Source organism: Aeribacillus pallidus (genome assembly GCF_050478865.1).
In the GTDB taxonomy this organism is placed as follows: Bacteria; Bacillota; Bacilli; order Bacillales; family JACDOC01; genus JACDOC01.
The window spans coordinates 1-17,629 of sequence record NZ_JBCNBW010000060.1 but is presented as its reverse complement, the minus strand read 5'-3'; the positions used below and the strand labels follow the sequence as shown (position 1 = coordinate 17,629).

Genomic DNA, 17,629 nt, shown 5'->3' with positions numbered 1-17,629 from the left:
ATCTCCCATTCCCTATATTGATAAAGTTCAAAAGTTACGGCAAATGCGTGACACCCATTAAGAAGCGGTCCACTTCTCTTGCGGCTTCCCGGCCTTCATGAATCGCCCAAACGATTAGGCTTTGACCTCGGCGGGCGTCCCCTGCTGCAAACACGCCTTCTACGTTCGTCGTATATGTTCCGTACGGAGCATTGACTTTTTTGTTGACAGTCTCTACACCAAATTGCTTTAGGACAGGCTGCTCAGGACCTTCAAAGCCAATCGCAATAAAAACTAAATCGCATGGCCAAACTTTTTCCGTACCAGGAATTTCGTTGAACACAACATTTCCGTTTGCATCCACCGTCTTTTCCATTTGAATCGTATGCAACTCTTTGACATTGCCATGTTCGTCCCCGACGATTTTTTTCGTTTGAATACAATATTGACGCGGGTCGGTACCGAATTTTGCTTTCGCTTCTTCGTACGCATAATCGAGCGTAAACACAAGTGGGAATAGCGGCCACGGATTGTCTTCGGTCCGCTTTTGTGGCAATGCAGGATGTTTTCCGAATTGAACGACGCTTTTACATTGTTGGCGAAGAGCGGTCGCGACACAGTCCGCCCCAGTATCCCCGCCGCCAATGACAATGACATGCTTACCTTTCGTATCAATCCACTTTTCTTCATCAACAGTAGAACCAAGCATTTTTTTCGTGGAAACCGTTAAATAATCCATAGCAAAATGAACACCTGACAACTCTCTTCCTTCTATGACTAAGTCACGTTGTTTTTGAGCGCCCGTACATAAGACGACCGCATCGTATTGGGACTGAAGCTCCTCTGCGGTAATATCTTTTCCAACTTCCGTATTAGTAATAAAAGTGATGCCTTCCGCTTCTAACAGTCGAACCCGTCGCTCGACGATTTCTTTTTCAAGTTTCATATTAGGAATCCCATACATCAATAACCCACCGATTCGGTCAGCGCGCTCATAAACCGTAACGGAATGCCCCGCCTGATTTAACTGGTCTGCACACGCCAACCCAGCAGGACCAGAGCCGACAATAGCCACCTTTTTTCCAGTGCGCTTTTCAGGAATTCTTGGTTGAATCCAACCTTCCGCAAATCCTTTATCGATAATCGCCCGCTCAATGCTTTTAATGGCGACTGCTGGATCAGAAATCGCGACCGTACACGAACCTTCACAAGGCGCCGGACAAACCCGGCCCGTAAACTCTGGGAAGTTATTCGTTTTTAATAAGCGATCTAATGCTTCTTTCCATCTTCCACGATACACAAGATCATTCCATTCAGGGATTAAATTATGAATCGGACACCCAGATGTAAGTCCATTGATCTCCATTCCCATGTGACAAAAAGGGGTCCCGCAGTCCATACAGCGGGCACCTTGTCGAGCGAGTGTTTCCTCAGAAAATGGGGACGTATATTCGTTCCAATCGTCAAGGCGGGAAAGTGGATGACGTTTTACTTCTTCTTCTCGCATATATTCCATAAACCCGGTCGTTTTTCCCATTTATTCCCCTCCTTTTTCGTGAACAGCCACGCGATGAAGGAACCTGCTTATTTACACGATCGCTTCTTTTTTATGTGACTCGTTCACAACCGACTTTTTTTGTTTTGTAACAGCTTCAAAAGCCGCTAACTGAGCTTGTTCTTTCGATAAACCTGAATGTTCGAGTTGGTCGATCGTTTCCGTCATTAGCTTGTAGTTTCGTGGAATGACTTTGATAAATTTTTTCACATATTTGTCCCATTGGTCTAATAAGTGAGCGGCTTTCGTACTTCCCGTATATTGGTAGTGCTTGGCGAGCATATTGTACACAAGTTCCATTTCCTCTTTTTCTTCAAGCGATTCAAACAATACCAGTTCTCGATTTGCCGTTCGATAGAATTGCTCTTCATGATCGGCTAACACATAAGCAATTCCACCAGACATTCCGGCAGCAAAGTTTTTACCGACAGATCCGATGATCACAACCCGACCGCCTGTCATATATTCACAGCCATGATCACCTACTCCTTCAACAACCGCATGAACACCGCTGTTACGGACGCAAAATCTTTCACCAGCACGACCGCGAATGTATGCTTCACCGGATGTCGCTCCGTAAAAGGCAACGTTCCCGATAATCACATTTTCTCCTGTTGCAAAGGATGCTTCCTCTGGTGGAAGAACGATGATTTTTCCACCGGATAGCCCTTTACCTACATAGTCGTTCGCATCCCCCACAAGGGTCATTGTCATCCCTTTTGGCACAAATGCAGCGAAGCTTTGGCCAGCAGACCCGTAAAAATATAAGTTGATGGTATCTTCCGGCAGCCCTTCTTCTCCAAAGCGTTTAGAAATTTCACTACCTGCGATTGTGCCAACCGTTCGATCAATATTTCTGATATTTAAATGTAGGTCCACTTTTTTCTTAGTCTCTAATGCTGGCGTAAGAGCTGGTAAAATCGACTGAACGTCTAATGTGTTTTCGAGTCCATGATGCTTTTGACGAGCAAATGTCCGTGGTCCGTCTACTTGATAGAGTAAGCGTGATAAGTCAAGATGTTTCGCTTTCCAATGTCGTTTAGCACGTTCACTTACCTTTAAGATGTCAACGCGGCCGACCATTTCGTCCAATGTCCGAAAGCCAAGTTGAGCCATTAATTCGCGAACTTCTTGGGCAACGAAATACATGTAATTGACGACATGTTCTGGTTTTCCCATAAATTTCTCACGAAGCGCTGGATTTTGGGTGGCCACCCCCACTGGACATGTGTCTAAATGACAGACGCGCATCATGACACACCCTAAGACAACGAGTGGTGCGGTCGCAAATCCGAACTCTTCAGCTCCGAACAACGCCGCCATGACAACATCTTTCCCGGTCATTAATTTACCATCTGTCTCTAAAACGACTCGATCACGCAACCCGTTGAGCATTAACGTTTGATGTGTTTCGGCAAGCCCTAGCTCCCACGGTAAGCCGGCATGCTTAATGCTCGTTTTCGGTGAAGCACCGGTTCCTCCGTCATAGCCGCTGATGACAATGACATCGGCCCCGCCTTTGGCGACACCTGCCGCAATCGTCCCAACCCCTGCTTTGGAAACGAGCTTGACACTGACACGAGCGTTGCGATTCGCATTTTTTAAGTCGTAAATGAGCTGGGCTAAATCTTCAATGGAATAAATGTCATGGTGTGGTGGAGGTGAAATGAGTTCGACGCCCGGGGTAGAACCGCGCACCTTTCCGATCCAAGGATATACTTTTTTCCCTGGCAGTTGCCCTCCTTCTCCCGGTTTGGCTCCTTGCGCCATTTTGATTTGTAATTCATCGGCATTTACTAAATAATGACTTTTTACACCGAAGCGACCAGAAGCAATTTGTTTAATGGCACTCTTCCGTAAATCTCCGTTTTCATCCGGAACGTAACGGCGAGGGTCTTCCCCACCTTCTCCGCTATTGCTTTTGCCTCCTATACGGTTCATCGCAATCGCCAGCGCTTCATGAGCTTCCTCACTTAACGATCCATAAGACATCGCTCCTGTTTTGAAACGACGAACAATCGATTCCACCGGTTCCACTTCGTCTAACGGAATCGGTTTTCGATTTGGAACAAATTCAAACAGGTTTCGCAAAAACGTCATCCGCTCTTCATTCGCCATTTTTGAATATTGCTTGTATAATTCGTAATCATTTTTTCGGCACGCCCATTGCAATGTATGAATCGTTTTTGGATTAAACGCATGATGTTCTCCGTTTCTTCGCCATTGAAACTCGCTTCCAGAATCTAATGTGTCATCCTGGTACGCCGTCTGGAATGCCGCTTCGTGACGCATTTTCGCTTCTTTCGCGATTTCTTCTAACCCAATTCCACCAATTTGGGAGGCGGTTCCTGTAAAATATTCGTCGATGACTTCTTTTCCGATGCCGACTGCTTCAAAAATTTGGGCTCCCCGATAGCTTTGCACGGTGGAAATCCCCATTTTGGACATCACCTTCACGACCCCATCGGTTACCGCTTTTTTGTATTGGTAAACAGCCTTTTGATAAGAAAGTGAAAGGGTTCCTGTTTCGGTCATGTGTCGAATCGTTTCAAAAGCTAAATACGGATTAATCGCATCTGCCCCAAAACCGATTAATGCCGCAAAATGATGCACTTCTCGCGCTTCTCCGCATTCAACAATGATACTTACTTTTGTCCGCGTTCCTTGTCGAATTAAATATTGATGGAGCGCACTTACTGCAAGTAAAGGCGGAATCGCTACATGATGCGGACTGACCGCTCGATCGGATAGCACTAATAAAACAGCTCCTTGTTCAAACGCTGTATCCGCTTGTTTGAAAAGCTGTTCCAATGCTTCTTTTAAATCGGAAGTAAACAATGTTGGTAATATTGTTGAGCGAAATTCCGGATATGGATTTTCTTTTAAGCCCGCGAGTTCTTCATTGGAAAGAATCGGTGAATCCAAACGAATGCGGCGCGCAGCCGTTTCATCTGGATGAAGAAGATTTCCTTCTTTTCCAAGGAGCGTCATCGTAGAAGTCACGAGGTATTCGCGAATCGCATCAATCGGTGGATTCGTTACTTGGGCAAACAACTGTTTAAAGTAATTAAACAAACTTTGCGGACGATCAGACAAAACCGCAAGAGGTGTATCGTTCCCCATGGCACCGGTCGGATCTTTTCCATCTTTGATCATCGAAAGCATCATTTTTTCTACGTCTTCATACGTATAACCAAACGCTTTTTGTAATTGAACAAGGTTCGTTACCTTTTCTGTTACGGATGGGATATGGAAATCATCCAGCGTGACTAGTTGATTATTCACCCATTGGCGATACGGTTTTTCATTGGCCACCTCATGTTTGATTTCTTCATCGGAAATAATTCTTCCCTCTTCAAGGTCAATGAGAAGCATTTTTCCAGGACTTAACCGCTCTTTGTACAAAATATTTTCAGGTTCCACATCAATGACGCCTACTTCGGACGAAAAAATGATATAATCGTCTTTAGTAACATAATAACGAGCAGGTCTGAGGCCGTTGCGATCTAAAATCGCGCCAATTTGCTTACCATCTGTAAATGAAATCGCTGTTGGACCATCCCATGGCTCCATTAAACAACTGTGATATTCATAAAACGCTTTTTTGTCATCATCCATTTCACTGTCCCAAAACCATGGCTCAGGAATCAACATCATCGCGGCATGGGCTGGCTTTTTCCCTGCCAGTACCAAAAATTCAAATGCATTATCTAAAATGGATGAATCGCTTCCGTTCATGTCCAAAATCGGCTTGATTTTTTCTAAGTCATCACCAAAATATTCAGAAACAAATTGTTTTTCCCTCGCGTTCATCCAGTTAATATTTCCACGAAGTGTATTGATTTCACCATTATGGATTAAATAGCGATTCGGATGAGCTCGTTCCCAGCTTGGGAAGGTATTCGTACTAAAACGGGAGTGAACAAGCGCAAATGCCGATTGAAAGCGTTCATCTTGTAAATCTAGGTAAAACTCGTCTAATTGATCAGGTGTTAACAATCCTTTGTAGACGATGGTACGACTGGATAGACTGGCGAAATAAAATTCGTTCGACAATACCAGCTTTTCGGCAAGCTTTCGAATCACATACAACTTTCTTTCAAAAGATAGGTCGTCCGTTAGTTTGTCGTTGGCGCCAATAAACACTTGACGAATAAACGGTTTACTTTCTTTTGCTAATTTTCCGAGTTTTTCGACATTTACTGGTACAGTTCGCCATCCTAATACGATTTGTCCTTCTTTTTCGATAATTTCGTTGATTTTTTGTTCATAGGTTGTCCGTTCATCCTCGTTTTCTGGGAAAAAAATCATCCCAACCCCATATCGTCCCGCTTCTGGAAGATCGATATGAGTACACACATTATGAAAAAACTCGTGAGGAATTTGAACCATTATTCCTGCGCCATCCCCAGTTTCCGGGTCGCTTCCTTGTCCCCCACGATGTTCTAATTGCCGTAACATATGAATTCCTTTCTTCACGATATCCTGGGACGGCTTTCCTTTTAGATGAGCATATAACCCAATCCCACAAGCATCATGTTCAAACTCAGAACGGTAGAGACCTTGTGCTTTAGGTAATCCATACCGTTTCGTCATTTATCTCCCCCCATTCGTTTCACCGTTGCGCCTGTAATAATCATTTTAATTTTCAAAATTTATATAAACAATATATAATTCAGATTAAATCAATCTCATTTTGAGATGAATCGTAAGGAGTGTCCGTGATGGAACTAAGACAGCTCATTTATTTTGTGGAAGTAGCGAAAAGAGAACACGTTTCTGAAGCAGCCGATACACTCCACGTGGCCCAGTCCGCGATCAGTCGCCAGATTGCTAATTTAGAGGCCGAGTTAGGGGTCCAATTGTTTGAACGAGAAGGACGAAATGTCAAGCTAACACCAATTGGAAAGTATTTTTTACCCCATGCCGAAGCTGTGTTACGAGCAGTCGAAAACGCCAAGCAGCAAATTGAGGAATATTTAGATCCCGAACATGGGACGATTAAAATTGGATTTCCGTCCAGTTTAGCCAGTCATACGCTGCCAATGGTGATTTCCTCCTTTAAAGAAGAACATCCAAATGTCAAATTCCATTTACGTCAAGGATCGTATCATTTTTTAATCGAAGCGGTGAAAAATCGAGAGCTCGATTTAGCGTTTATTGGCCCCGTTCCAACGGATGAGAAAGAACTAAAAGGAGAAATTTTATTTATGGAGTCCTTTGCTGTACTATTGCCCCTTCACCATCACTTAGCCAAACGAGAGCGTTTAGCCTTAAATGAACTGCGCAATGAACCGTTCGTTACCTTTCCGAAAGGGTATGTACTCCATACCATCGTCATTAATGCTTGCCGACAAGCCGGTTTTTCTCCGATCATCTCCTCGGAAGGAGAAGATTTAGACGCAATCAAAGGACTGGTATCAGCTGGAATTGGGGTAACCCTTCTTCCAGAAAACACATTTTATGACACGATGCCTCGCTACACGGTCAAAATTCCGATTGACATGCCCCAAGTGAAACGAAATGTTGGGGTCATTTATTCTACTCGCCATAACCTCGCTCCGTCTGTTAAAGTGTTTTATGATTTTGTTAAACAATTTTTCTCAAGGTTGCAGCAGTATCAATAAAAAAATACACCCAACATAAAGGGACAGGTTGTACTGTCTCTTCTTAAAGGCTCTACCCTAAAATAACTGTGGATAACTTTTACTGTTATTTCATTCATCGGTGTTCCAATGGCAATTGGCATGAATGTCTGTTAAACGATACTGTTGATATTTATACATTCCGCTTGTGGCGGACGCTTTCCGCGGGCAAGCCGCAAGCCGCTTCCCTCGCTCAAATAAGGGTCTTGCCTGGCTTCTTGTTCCCGCTGGAGTCGCCGCCTTTCGCTTCATGTGTTTAACTTGCTAAAAATCAACTATGACATATAACATAGCCTTCTTAAAAGAAAGAAAAGATAAAAATAAATAGTTTTCTTTACCCGACTACCCCTTTTTTATTTCTCTTATTTATAAAAAAATTTTTCCTTTAAATCACAACCATGTAAGCGTTATCTTGAAAAGGAAATAAAAAACACTTATTGACAATGATTTACTTAGATATTAAGATTGATATCAAATTCAATACGAAAGACCGCTTATCAAGAGAGACCGAGGGAACAGGCCCGATGACGTCCGGCAACCTCCTGATCATAGGAACGGTGCCACATCCTGCAGAATGGCTTCCATTCTGAAAGATAAGTCGTGTACATAGATACCGATGCCTCTTTCTGAATGGAAGAGGCATTTTTTGTTATTTTCGTAGTTATATAAATTTTTTGATTGTTAAAACATCTCAAACCGAATAGGAGTGAGCAATTAGATGATTGCGATTAAAGACTTAGTAAAAGTGTATACGACCAAACATAAACAAGTCGTTGGTGTCGATCACGTTTCGTTAACCATCAACAAAGGAGAAATCTTTGGCATCGTTGGCTATAGCGGTGCAGGAAAAAGTACCCTATTGCGCTGCATAAACCTTTTAGAACGGCCGACGTCGGGAAATGTCATCATCGATGGAGTCGATTTAACGTCTTTAAATGAAAAGGAATTGCGTCAAGCCCGATTAAAAATAGGGATGATTTTTCAGCATTTCCATCTTGTTAGCTCGAAAACAGTATTCGAAAATATCGCCTTTGCCTTAAAAGCGGCGAAAAAATCAAAAAGTGAAATTGAAAAAAGAGTAACGGAACTGTTGGAGATGGTTGGTCTTCTGGATAAACGAGATGCCTATCCTTCCCAATTAAGTGGTGGACAAAAACAGCGTGTCGGTATTGCCCGAGCTTTAGCCAATGAACCATCTGTTCTTTTATGCGATGAAGCCACATCAGCCCTTGATCCAAGTACGACCAAGTCGATTTTGTCCTTGTTAAAAAAGATTAATCGAGAACTTGGCATTACAATCGTGTTAATTACCCATGAGATGGAAGTCGTGAAAGATATTTGCGACCGGATTGCTGTGATGCAGGATGGAAAAGTCATTGAATTAGGCACCGTTTATGAAATTTTCACCAATCCGAAAGAAGAATTAACCAAATCGTTTATCGAAAGTGTGATTCAATTTGACCTTCCGGAACACCTGTTACAAAAACAGACTGGAACGATTGTCAAAATACAGTTTAAAGGGGAGATCGCGGAACAGGCCGTTGTTTCGGATATGCTGCAAACATTTAAGGTGAGAGGAAATATTTTGCACGGGAAAATTGAGTACATTCAAGACTTACCATTAGGGATTTTTATTATGGAACTAACCGGCGATCCTCAAGAAGTTCAAAAAGCCATTGAATATATTTCTCATCGAACAAGTGGATTGGAGGTGATTGGAAGTGCTGCTTGATTCATTGCTAAACTTACTACCTGAATTAAACAAAGCGTTTTTAGAAACTCTTTATATGGTAGCCATTTCTCTTTCCATCGCCTGTTTACTAGGTCTACCATTAGGAATTTTGTTATTTGTCACCGACAGGGGGCTGTTTTTAGAAAATAAGACCATCCAATCAACCCTCGGATTTGTCGTCAATATGGTTCGTTCCATTCCGTTTGTTATTTTACTAGTGGGCCTTTTACCATTAACGAAACTCATCGCCGGAACCACGATTGGACCGACGGCTGCTTCTGTTTCCTTGTCCGTCGCAGCGATTCCGTTTTTTGCGAGAATCGTAGAAACGTCGTTGCGGGAAATTGATAAAGGCGTTATTGAAGCAGCGGTTGCGGTTGGGGCGACGCCATGGATGATTATAAAAGATGTACTCCTACCTGAAGCCCGTCCTGGAATTATGCATGGCCTTACCATTACCACGATCAGTTTAGTAGGATATTCTGCTATGGCTGGTATTGTAGGTGGTGGAGGAATTGGAGACTTAGCCATCCGCTTCGGGTATTACCGCTACGATAATACCGTAATGATTACGACAATTGTCATATTAATTTGTCTTGTTCAACTCATTCAGTTTCTTGGCGACCATATCGCTCGTCTAGTAGATAAGCGATAATAACGCTAAAAAATAAATCTATTGCATTACATATCCTAGGGGGTACAGACATGAAAAAATTTTCGATCATTCTCATTTTACTTTTATCGATTGGACTTCTAGCTGCTTGCGGAAGCAACGAAACTTCGTCGAATGCAGCCGAGAAAAAAGAACTTACCATTGGAGCGACATCCGGTCCTTACAGTGACATGGTTCGTAAAGCGATTCAACCGATTTTGGAAAAGAAAGGCTATAAAGTCAAAGTCGTTGAATTTAGCGACTACATTCAGCCGAACTTAGCGCTTGCAAATGGTGACTTAGACGCGAATCTGTTTCAGCATAAAATTTATATGGAAAAGTTTGCTGAAGAACATCATTTAGACCTATCGGAAGTGATTATCGTTCCGACGGCTCCGATGGGAATTTACTCTCATAAATTTAATTCATTAGACGAAATTGAAGAAGGTAGCGAAATTGCGATTCCGAACGACCCAACAAACTTAGCACGAGCTCTATTAATCTTACAAGATGCCGGACTAATTACTCTTGATTCATCCGTAAACCCATTAACGGTTTCAGAAAAAGACGTAAAAGAAAATGTAAAAAACCTACAATTTAAACCAATTGAAGCTGGCCAGCTGCCTCGGGCTGTAGAAAGTGTGGACTTAGCGGCTGTTCCAGGAAACTACGCGTTAGCGGCTAAAATGAATTTACTTGATGCCCTTGAGTTAGAGAACATGCCAGATGACTACCGAAATCGCGTCGTCGTTAATACGAAAGATTTAGACAAACCATTTGTCAAAGACATTAAAGAAGCCGTTGAATCCGAGGAGTTTGAACAAGTCATCGATAAAGATTTCCAAGGCTTCGGAAAACCGCAATGGATGTTAAATCGAAAATAAACTTCCTTTAGCGAAGCGCCGCATGGTTGCGGTGCTTTCCTTATCTTTATAAACAATTAAGGAGTGATTCGATTGGACCTGTTAGAAGTGCGTGGTGCACCGAATGATTATGTATGTGAAAGCGGAGTGATCCAGCACCTTGAACCATTCCTGAAAAGATATGGTTTTACGAAAGCTTTTGTCATCTGTGGACAGAGATCATGGAACGCCGTTGAACCTTATTTCCCGAAAGACCGAACATTATCTTATTCCTTTTTTCGTTATCATGGAGAATGTTCTCTATCAGAAATCGAACGGTTATCCTCCCATTGTATCGATTATGATGTCATCATTGGAATTGGCGGTGGAAAAGTACTCGATTTAGCAAAAGCTGTCGCCAATCAAGTACGATTAGACGTCGTATTAATACCAACACTCGCATCGACGTGTGCCGCTTGGACCCCGTTGAGCGTTATTTATGATGATAACGGAACTTATGTAAGATACGATATCTTTCCTAAATCCGCTACGTTTGTTTTAGTTGATCCCAACATGTTGTTACATTCACCTGTCGCCTACCTCCGAGCAGGTATAGCTGACACGTTAGCGAAATGGTATGAGGCCGATTGTATCATTCGGCAACTCCCATGCCCTCCCCTTTCCATAAAAATTGCGCACCAAACAGCGTATTTATGTAAAACAACATTACTCGAACACGGTCCAAAAGCTATCAACGATTTATTAGAAAAGCGTGACTCGTTCTCCTTTCGACAAGTAATAGAAACGAATATCATGGCCGGGGGGATGGTTGGTGGATTTGGTGATCGATATGGACGAGTAGCGGGAGCTCATTCTGTTCATAACGGGCTAACAAAAGTATCATCTACTCATCATTTACTTCACGGAGAAAAAGTAGCTTACGGCATTTTGATTCAGCTAGTTATCGAGAATAATTGGGATGAAATCCACAGGCTTCTCCCCTTCTATCAAGCGTTACAGCTCCCATTTACATTTCAACAGCTTGGTTTACCGAATGAAAAAGAAGTCTTACACACCATTGCCGAGGCCATTGTTCAACCAGAAGAGTCCATCCATTTAATGAATGTCCCTATCAATAAAGAAACAATGGTGGAAGCTTTTTATCAACTAGAGGAATTTGCTAGTAATTATAAAAACAAGGAGAGACATGCACTTTAGAAAGTGGGGTTTCTCCTTTTTTTATACCAAAATATTAAAAAACGTAATTTTGCGCCAATTAGCCAATATTACCTTTTTGTGGACTTGCCCATATGAAATAAAGATATCCCAAGAATGCACGTTCATGTTTGTGAATGATTAAATTGGATTGCTTGACAATATCTATGATATCCCGATTTTGATGACATCCAATAGCTTTAACGGCAAAATCATCAAGTTTCATTTGAATCCATGCCAGTGCCGGGACGGAAAATAGTCCATGCTCCATAAGTAATACCTGACCATCTTCCTTACACCATTGACTAAAAAGATTTAAAACCTGAATTGGATCTTTATAACTACATAAAGAACCCGATGATACAATGGTATCAAAGGAATTCTCAGGAAAGTTCAGACTTTCTACATCGGATAGCACAAATTCAGCATTAACCCCATGTTCAATGGCTGCTTCTTTCGCTTGTTCAATCATTTTAGGACTGAAATCTACTCCTACGTACTCTATGCTTTTCGGAAAGAAAGCAAAATTCATTCCAGCTCCAACAGCTACTTCAAGAGTTTTTCCTTTGACAGACTGGAACATTTTCTTCCGCCATATATTTTGTTCCTGTTTTTTACGTTTTTTTGCGTATTTAGAAGCCTGTTTGTTGAATTTTTGTATTAATTTTGTTTTTTCCATAATCCAAAACTCCTCCTGAAACTTAACATATCACTATATTTAAGTACGTGAAATTGAACAAACTGGTTCCTTTTTCCACGTTATAGAATCTGCCTTTAATGTTGTAAGTTGTAAATTAACAGCTCCCCTGCTCCCCGTTTTTCTCCAACCACTCCCATTCCCCCTAGTTGATTCATTACATAATTGGACTTCATTAAATTTTCCAATTATATTTAATAAGTACGGTATTTCCAAAGGAGGACTGGCATTGTTTACGTTAAAAAATGTCAAGATAAAAGAGATTCTGTCCATTGACGAACTGATCATCCCTTCCCATACGGTGACATGTATATACGGCCCGAGCGGAAGTGGTAAGTCAACACTGTTAAAGCTTCTTAATCATTTACATAGCCCTGATGAAGGAAATATCTATTTTAATGGGAAATCAATATTCGAAATGGATCCGATTGAACTCCGTAGAAAAGTGGTCATGGTCCCGCAAACGCCAACGATTTATGAGGGAACGGTGAAAGATAATCTTATAATCGGTTGTAAGTTTGCAGAAAAACCCATTCCATCAGATCATGAATTAGAAAACATACTAGCCACGGTTCATTTGCGTAAACCGTTAGATGAAGATGCCGACACCCTTTCTGGCGGGGAAAAACAACGACTAGCGCTAGCACGGGCGTTACTGTTACATCCAGAGGTCCTTTTATTAGACGAGCCGACTTCGGCGTTAGATGAGGAAACCGCAAGTTCCGTCATCTTTGATGTGATTCAACTTTATCAGCAACATAAGAAAACGATTATCATGATCACTCATTCAAAAGATTTGTTGAAAAAAATACATGGAAATATGATTGATATAACAAAATATAGCTTAATCCTTCAAAAAGATCATTAAGAAAATAAGGGGGGATTCCATGGAAGGTATTATCGATTTAACCTTTTGGCAAATGGCCACTGCTTATCTATTTATTGTCGTTTTACTAATTATTTTAAAAATCAAAGGAATACCACGAGAAAAAGAAGTACTCATATCCACCATTCGCATGACGCTCCAATTAATGTTGGTCGGATATTTACTTCAATACATATTTGATCATCCAAACCCATGGATCACGTTATTGATTATCGGAATTATGCTTGTGTTTGCTATTTTTAATGTGTATAAACGGTCCAAAATCACACTTTCCTTTTCGATGAAAAAAGCTGTTGCCCTTTCTATGGGCATCGGGATTCTGTGCAGTATCTGTTACTTTATCTTTATCGTCATACGTTTATCGCCATGGTATGAACCGAGATACTTTATCCCGCTTGCCGGGATGATTATCGGAAATTCGATGACAGGTATTTCCTTAGGAGTCAATACTTTAATACAAGGATTTCAATCCGATCGAGCACGCATTGAAGAAGCGCTCATGCTTGGAGCGACTCCTCGATTAGCAGCCAAACCTATCGTCAACCGGACATTTGATGAAGCGATGCTGCCGACGATTAACTCAATGGTCGGAATGGGAATTGTCTTTCTCCCCGGGATGATGACTGGTCAAATTTTATCCGGCACCTCTCCCCTCGTCGCGGTCGAATACCAAATCGCGATCATGCTCGGACTCGTTGGAAGCGTCTCGTTAACAGTTCTTTTGTATCTTTACTTAGGGTATCAAACATTTTTTAATAAGAGGTGTCAGTTGAAATACAACATGGATGAGTAGATTTCATATTAAAATCTTATATAAAAAACAAAAGTTGGTAAATAATAAAGGACTTCTAATTTGCTTTATTAGAAACCCTATTTTTATCTCTTTCCCAGTTAATAACAAATACTAAAGCAATTAGTTGGCATACCAGTCTAGCTATCCACCCGATAAGCGGGAATATTCAATGTATTCCTTTAATGCAACCCACCTGCTATAAAAGAAGTACCTATAAAATAAATACGATTGTTCATTTCTGATTCTTATTCATTTTTCCTCCCTCAACGTTTTACCAAACAATTTAATACCTTTGTTGAACGATAAAAGTCTTAATATTGATACGTTCTTAATGAATAATAAGTTTCATTAATTGGAAATAAACTAGTTCGATTTTATCAAATATCAACAGAGTAAGTTAACTTAGCCATAAAAAAAGAGCGTGTAATCGGAAAATTTTTCCGCTACATAGCTCTTTTTCTTTTTAGGCGATAAGCTTCTCACCTGCTTTATAATATCTTACGAATTAGAAAATTGTCTTCAAGTAATAACCAATTTTGTGGGTATGGATAACCAAGGACCCAATAGCTAATTCCACGCAGACCGTAATCCTTCACCGTATCAAATTTGGCCTGGGCACTTCGGGCATCTTCAAACCATACTTCATGCGTACGTCCTTGACTATCGACATACCGGTAAAACGGCGATTCAGCTGTCCAATCATATTGGATCGTCGCTCCATAGCGAATCGCCCGCTCTACAGCTTCCTGCGGACTAAACGTTTCAGCCTCTTGTCCTTTTACATGAGGAAGGAGCCAGTCGCGGGCGTACACTTGGAACCCCATAAAAATTTTGTTTCTTGGGATGACCGTAACGGCATAATCAAGAACACGTTTAATTTGGTTAAGTGGTGAAATCGCTTGAGGAGGACCTAATCGATAACCCCATTCATACGTCATTAACACTACAAAGTCCACAATTCTTCCATGGGCAGGATAATCATGCGCTTCATATAAAAGCCCTTTTTGATCGCCACTGGTCTTCGGAGCAACAGACGTTGAAACAAAAAATCCTTCCGGATGAAGTCTGTCTACTGATCGTTGCAGAAATTGATTATACAACTCGCGATCCGCCGGATAGACGTTTTCAAAGTCAATGTTTAAACCTCGATAGCCTTTTTCTTTCATCGTATTGACAATATGGGTTAACAGTTGATTTTGTAGATTCACATTAGAAAGGACTGTTCTCGCCAACCGGGAGCCGGGATCTTTGTACGTAAAATTTGTAATACACATCATTGGAACAACTTTCTCTGCTATGGAAGCTTGGATGATGGCGGTGTCATTAATCGGATCTAGTCCGCCATCTTCCCTAATAAGGTAAGCAAAAGGGGATGCGTATGTTAAATAACGGCCTACTTCCCGGACTTGACGCCCCCCTTCTTCTCCCATTTGATACGTAAAGGCGTTTACATCAATGGCAGGTTTATATAAAGGGATCGTTAAAACCGTTCCAGGATAAATGAGACTTGGATTTGTAATTTGATTTACCCGAATGATTTCTTGAACGGTGGTACCATAACGCTGGGCAATTTCCCATAACGTATCCCCGGGTTGAACCGTATGGGTTCTTGCAGGAATTACCAAAACGGAGCCGGGATAAATCAGGGAAGGGTCACTGATTCGATTGGCCTGAACAATCGCTTCAATCGATGTTCCATATCGCCTGGCGATCATCCATAATGTCTCTCCTGGACGGACTGTATGATATTTAAAAGGTGTTGGTATAACTAGTGCTTGGCCACCGACCAACCGATTCGGATCTGTCAACTGGTTGGCAGTTACAATTTGATCAATGGTAACACCGTAACGCTGTGCAATCAACCATAAAGATTCCCCTCTTTGGACCACATGGATTTGCATCCGCATCTCTCCCTAGCTAGTAAAGTTCGATTTTTTCTCATAAACGTGGGTTTTTTCACATAAAATTTAGATTTTTTCCCATAAAAGTTCAATTTTTTCTCATAAATTTTGGATTTTTTCTCATAAGTAATGTGTCTTGCCCTAATTATTGAGTATTTTCTCGTAAACGTCGGGGGTTTTCTCCTTTATATCTACTATATTCCTTTCCTTTGCTTTTATTAGTAAGGTCTAATGAAATTCAAACAACAAATGATGACTAGCAAAAATTAAAATGAATGTTCGATATAATCGAGGGTACCTGTTTAATGAAGGTTTGAGAACTTTAAGCAAAAAAAAAAACAGAAGGATTCATCTAAATGTCCTTCTGAGGAATCTTAAACGGACAATGTTATGGAAAAATGAATAAACCTTTTTAATTTAATGTATTGGCCTTTACTGGTAATTGGATCACCCACGGTTCTCCTGTCCAATCATTTTTGTGGAAATCACGACGCTTAATGACGACTTTGTTTTTATAAACCTCAACTATTAGTCCCTGGCTAATGTATTGATATCCTGGAGGCAGTTCTCCTAGAAGAAAGCCAATCCCTGTTGTGATATAACTTACAGAAGAAGTCCCAACTGATGTAAAGTCTTTTTGATATAAGGTTCTAGGGTCGTATAACGGGTAATGCGAATGGCCGGAAAAATGAATAACTTGCGGATATTCCTTTAACGTATTGTAAAGAAAATCTCTATTCAATTCAGTAGTCGATTTACTACCAATTACTGTATTTTTAATTGGTTGATGTTGAAAAACAAATATTGGTTTTTTCGGGTCATCCTTCGCGGCTTGTTCTAACTGCTCACCAAGCCAATTAATTTGTTTTGTGGAATAATAGCCTTTTGTTAATCCGTTCTCCGGACCAAGAATGATGAAATGGTAACCTTTGATGACCTTATGATCATAAATGGAATCCATACCTGTTTCAGCTAGGAACCTTTTTTGAGCGTCTGCTTCTGATAATCCATTCCAGTATTCGTGATTTCCAATGGTGAACAGGGAAATAGCTTGTGGTTGTTTTTTTACATCATAAATTGAAAAGAATCGGTCATATTCTTCCTTTAACCCTTTGTCCGTTAAATCACCAACTACCACAAAAGCATCTTGTTTTGGTGCTTGCTCATTTAGCTGCTCCAGCGCTTCCTGAAACTTTTGCATATCCATTGTCCCGCTTTGCTTAATATGTATATCACTAATCACAGGAAACACAAGTATAGGTTCCTTTCTGCTCTTGCTTAACTTTTCTTCAGATTGTACATTCCACGAGAACATACATAAAACAATACTAATTACGATGAGAGCGACCCAGAGTTGTTTCGGTTTTTTAAAAAATTTACTTTCCATAAAAATAACCTCCCGTTTGCTAGATTCCCCTCATCGTAAAAACTCCTAAATCTATTCGATAGGTTGCGGTGATGATCATATTTTATTAACTGCTTTTCAGTACTTTTTCTTGCTGATCTATAAACTGTTGTTTATTTATTTTACGTAATTTTTGAATATCTAATCGAATGAATATTCTTTTATTAAATAACTTGACAACTTCTATGTCCATTGAATTGAGCCTATCCCTTCGTTCAAGTTAATTTCCTTTATTTTTGAGAGCATCCTACACCGGTGTCATTATAGATTTGCCTATAAGCAAAAACGTAAAAACCTCTTCAGCACGTTGAACTGCACCCCTTAAAG

13 protein-coding genes and 1 riboswitch are annotated in these 17,629 nt (G+C 40.9%); of the genes, 7 read left to right on the top strand and 6 right to left on the bottom strand.

Annotated features, from left to right (window positions below; all coding sequences use genetic code 11):
- Positions 1–34: 34 nt before the first annotated feature.
- Both ABES52_RS13115 and gltB read right to left on the bottom strand, forming a co-directional pair.
- On the bottom strand, positions 35–1,516 hold the full coding sequence (locus ABES52_RS13115; RefSeq protein WP_429651629.1) for a glutamate synthase subunit beta: 1,482 nt from the start codon (positions 1,514–1,516) through the stop codon (positions 35–37).
- A 51-nt stretch (positions 1,517–1,567) separates the two neighbouring features.
- A complete protein-coding gene (gene gltB / locus ABES52_RS13110; protein ID WP_429651628.1) occupies positions 1,568–6,130 on the bottom strand; it encodes a glutamate synthase large subunit in 4,563 nt (1,520 codons plus the stop codon).
- Between the two features lie 128 nt (positions 6,131–6,258).
- Here gltB and gltC point away from each other — a divergent pair, with 128 nt between their 5' ends.
- A complete protein-coding gene (gltC, locus tag ABES52_RS13105) occupies positions 6,259–7,161 on the top strand; it encodes a glutamate biosynthesis transcriptional regulator GltC (protein ID WP_429651627.1) in 903 nt (300 codons plus the stop codon).
- Positions 7,162–7,251: 90 nt separating this feature from the next.
- On the opposite strand, the gene ABES52_RS13100 is transcribed toward gltC, so the two are convergent.
- Positions 7,252–7,431, bottom strand: coding sequence for a hypothetical protein (locus tag ABES52_RS13100; protein WP_429651626.1), 180 nt, complete (start codon positions 7,429–7,431; stop codon positions 7,252–7,254).
- Between the two features lie 239 nt (positions 7,432–7,670).
- Positions 7,671–7,779, top strand: a riboswitch (SAM riboswitch).
- A 118-nt stretch (positions 7,780–7,897) separates the two neighbouring features.
- On the opposite strand from ABES52_RS13100, the gene ABES52_RS13095 reads away from it, so the two are divergent.
- The 4 genes from ABES52_RS13095 (at position 7,898) to ABES52_RS13080 (ending at position 11,623) form a co-directional block, all read left to right on the top strand.
- Entirely contained in the window at positions 7,898–8,911 is a 1,014-nt protein-coding gene (locus ABES52_RS13095) for a methionine ABC transporter ATP-binding protein (RefSeq protein ID WP_429651625.1), read from the top strand.
- The gene (locus tag ABES52_RS13090; RefSeq protein ID WP_429651624.1) at positions 8,901–9,566 is read left to right on the top strand and encodes a methionine ABC transporter permease; all 666 of its coding nucleotides are present in this window, start codon (positions 8,901–8,903) and stop codon (positions 9,564–9,566) included. Before ABES52_RS13095 ends, ABES52_RS13090 begins: the two co-directional genes overlap by 11 nt.
- A 50-nt stretch (positions 9,567–9,616) precedes the next feature.
- Positions 9,617–10,447 (top strand): MetQ/NlpA family ABC transporter substrate-binding protein, encoded by an 831-nt coding sequence (locus tag ABES52_RS13085; protein ID WP_429651623.1) that lies wholly within the window; start codon positions 9,617–9,619, stop codon positions 10,445–10,447.
- A 72-nt stretch (positions 10,448–10,519) separates the two neighbouring features.
- A complete protein-coding gene (locus ABES52_RS13080; RefSeq protein WP_429651622.1) occupies positions 10,520–11,623 on the top strand; it encodes an iron-containing alcohol dehydrogenase family protein in 1,104 nt (367 codons plus the stop codon).
- 58 nt (positions 11,624–11,681) lie between these two features.
- Here ABES52_RS13080 and ABES52_RS13075 read toward each other — a convergent pair whose 3' ends face one another.
- A complete protein-coding gene (locus ABES52_RS13075; protein WP_429651621.1) occupies positions 11,682–12,299 on the bottom strand; it encodes a class I SAM-dependent methyltransferase in 618 nt (205 codons plus the stop codon).
- Positions 12,300–12,546: 247 nt separating this feature from the next.
- Here ABES52_RS13075 and ABES52_RS13070 point away from each other — a divergent pair, with 247 nt between their 5' ends.
- Entirely contained in the window at positions 12,547–13,185 is a 639-nt protein-coding gene (locus tag ABES52_RS13070; RefSeq protein ID WP_429651620.1) for an ABC transporter ATP-binding protein, read from the top strand.
- Positions 13,186–13,204: 19 nt separating this feature from the next.
- Entirely contained in the window at positions 13,205–13,996 is a 792-nt protein-coding gene (locus ABES52_RS13065; RefSeq protein WP_429651619.1) for an ABC transporter permease, read from the top strand.
- A 488-nt stretch (positions 13,997–14,484) separates the two neighbouring features.
- Here the strand turns inward: ABES52_RS13065 and ABES52_RS13060 are convergent, their stop codons facing one another.
- Positions 14,485–15,897 (bottom strand): glycoside hydrolase family 18 protein, encoded by a 1,413-nt coding sequence (locus tag ABES52_RS13060; protein WP_429651618.1) that lies wholly within the window; start codon positions 15,895–15,897, stop codon positions 14,485–14,487.
- Between the two features lie 412 nt (positions 15,898–16,309).
- Positions 16,310–17,284 (bottom strand): metallophosphoesterase family protein, encoded by a 975-nt coding sequence (locus ABES52_RS13055; protein ID WP_429651617.1) that lies wholly within the window; start codon positions 17,282–17,284, stop codon positions 16,310–16,312.
- Between the last annotated feature and the right edge of the window lie 345 nt (positions 17,285–17,629).

Bases quoted from the DNA above. Each gene is read 5' to 3' on its own strand.
- ABES52_RS13115 (WP_429651629.1), bottom strand. From the start codon at position 1,516: ATGGGAAAAACGACCGGGTTTATGGAATATATGCGAGAAGAAGAAGTA.
- gltB (WP_429651628.1), bottom strand. From the start codon at position 6,130: ATGACGAAACGGTATGGATTACCTAAAGCACAAGGTCTCTACCGTTCT.
- gltC (WP_429651627.1), top strand. From the start codon at position 6,259: ATGGAACTAAGACAGCTCATTTATTTTGTGGAAGTAGCGAAAAGAGAA.
- ABES52_RS13100 (WP_429651626.1), bottom strand. From the start codon at position 7,431: ATGAAGCGAAAGGCGGCGACTCCAGCGGGAACAAGAAGCCAGGCAAGA.
- ABES52_RS13095 (WP_429651625.1), top strand. From the start codon at position 7,898: ATGATTGCGATTAAAGACTTAGTAAAAGTGTATACGACCAAACATAAA.
- ABES52_RS13085 (WP_429651623.1), top strand. From the start codon at position 9,617: ATGAAAAAATTTTCGATCATTCTCATTTTACTTTTATCGATTGGACTT.
- ABES52_RS13075 (WP_429651621.1), bottom strand. From the start codon at position 12,299: ATGGAAAAAACAAAATTAATACAAAAATTCAACAAACAGGCTTCTAAA.
- ABES52_RS13065 (WP_429651619.1), top strand. From the start codon at position 13,205: ATGGAAGGTATTATCGATTTAACCTTTTGGCAAATGGCCACTGCTTAT.
- ABES52_RS13060 (WP_429651618.1), bottom strand. From the start codon at position 15,897: ATGCAAATCCATGTGGTCCAAAGAGGGGAATCTTTATGGTTGATTGCA.
- ABES52_RS13055 (WP_429651617.1), bottom strand. From the start codon at position 17,284: ATGGAAAGTAAATTTTTTAAAAAACCGAAACAACTCTGGGTCGCTCTC.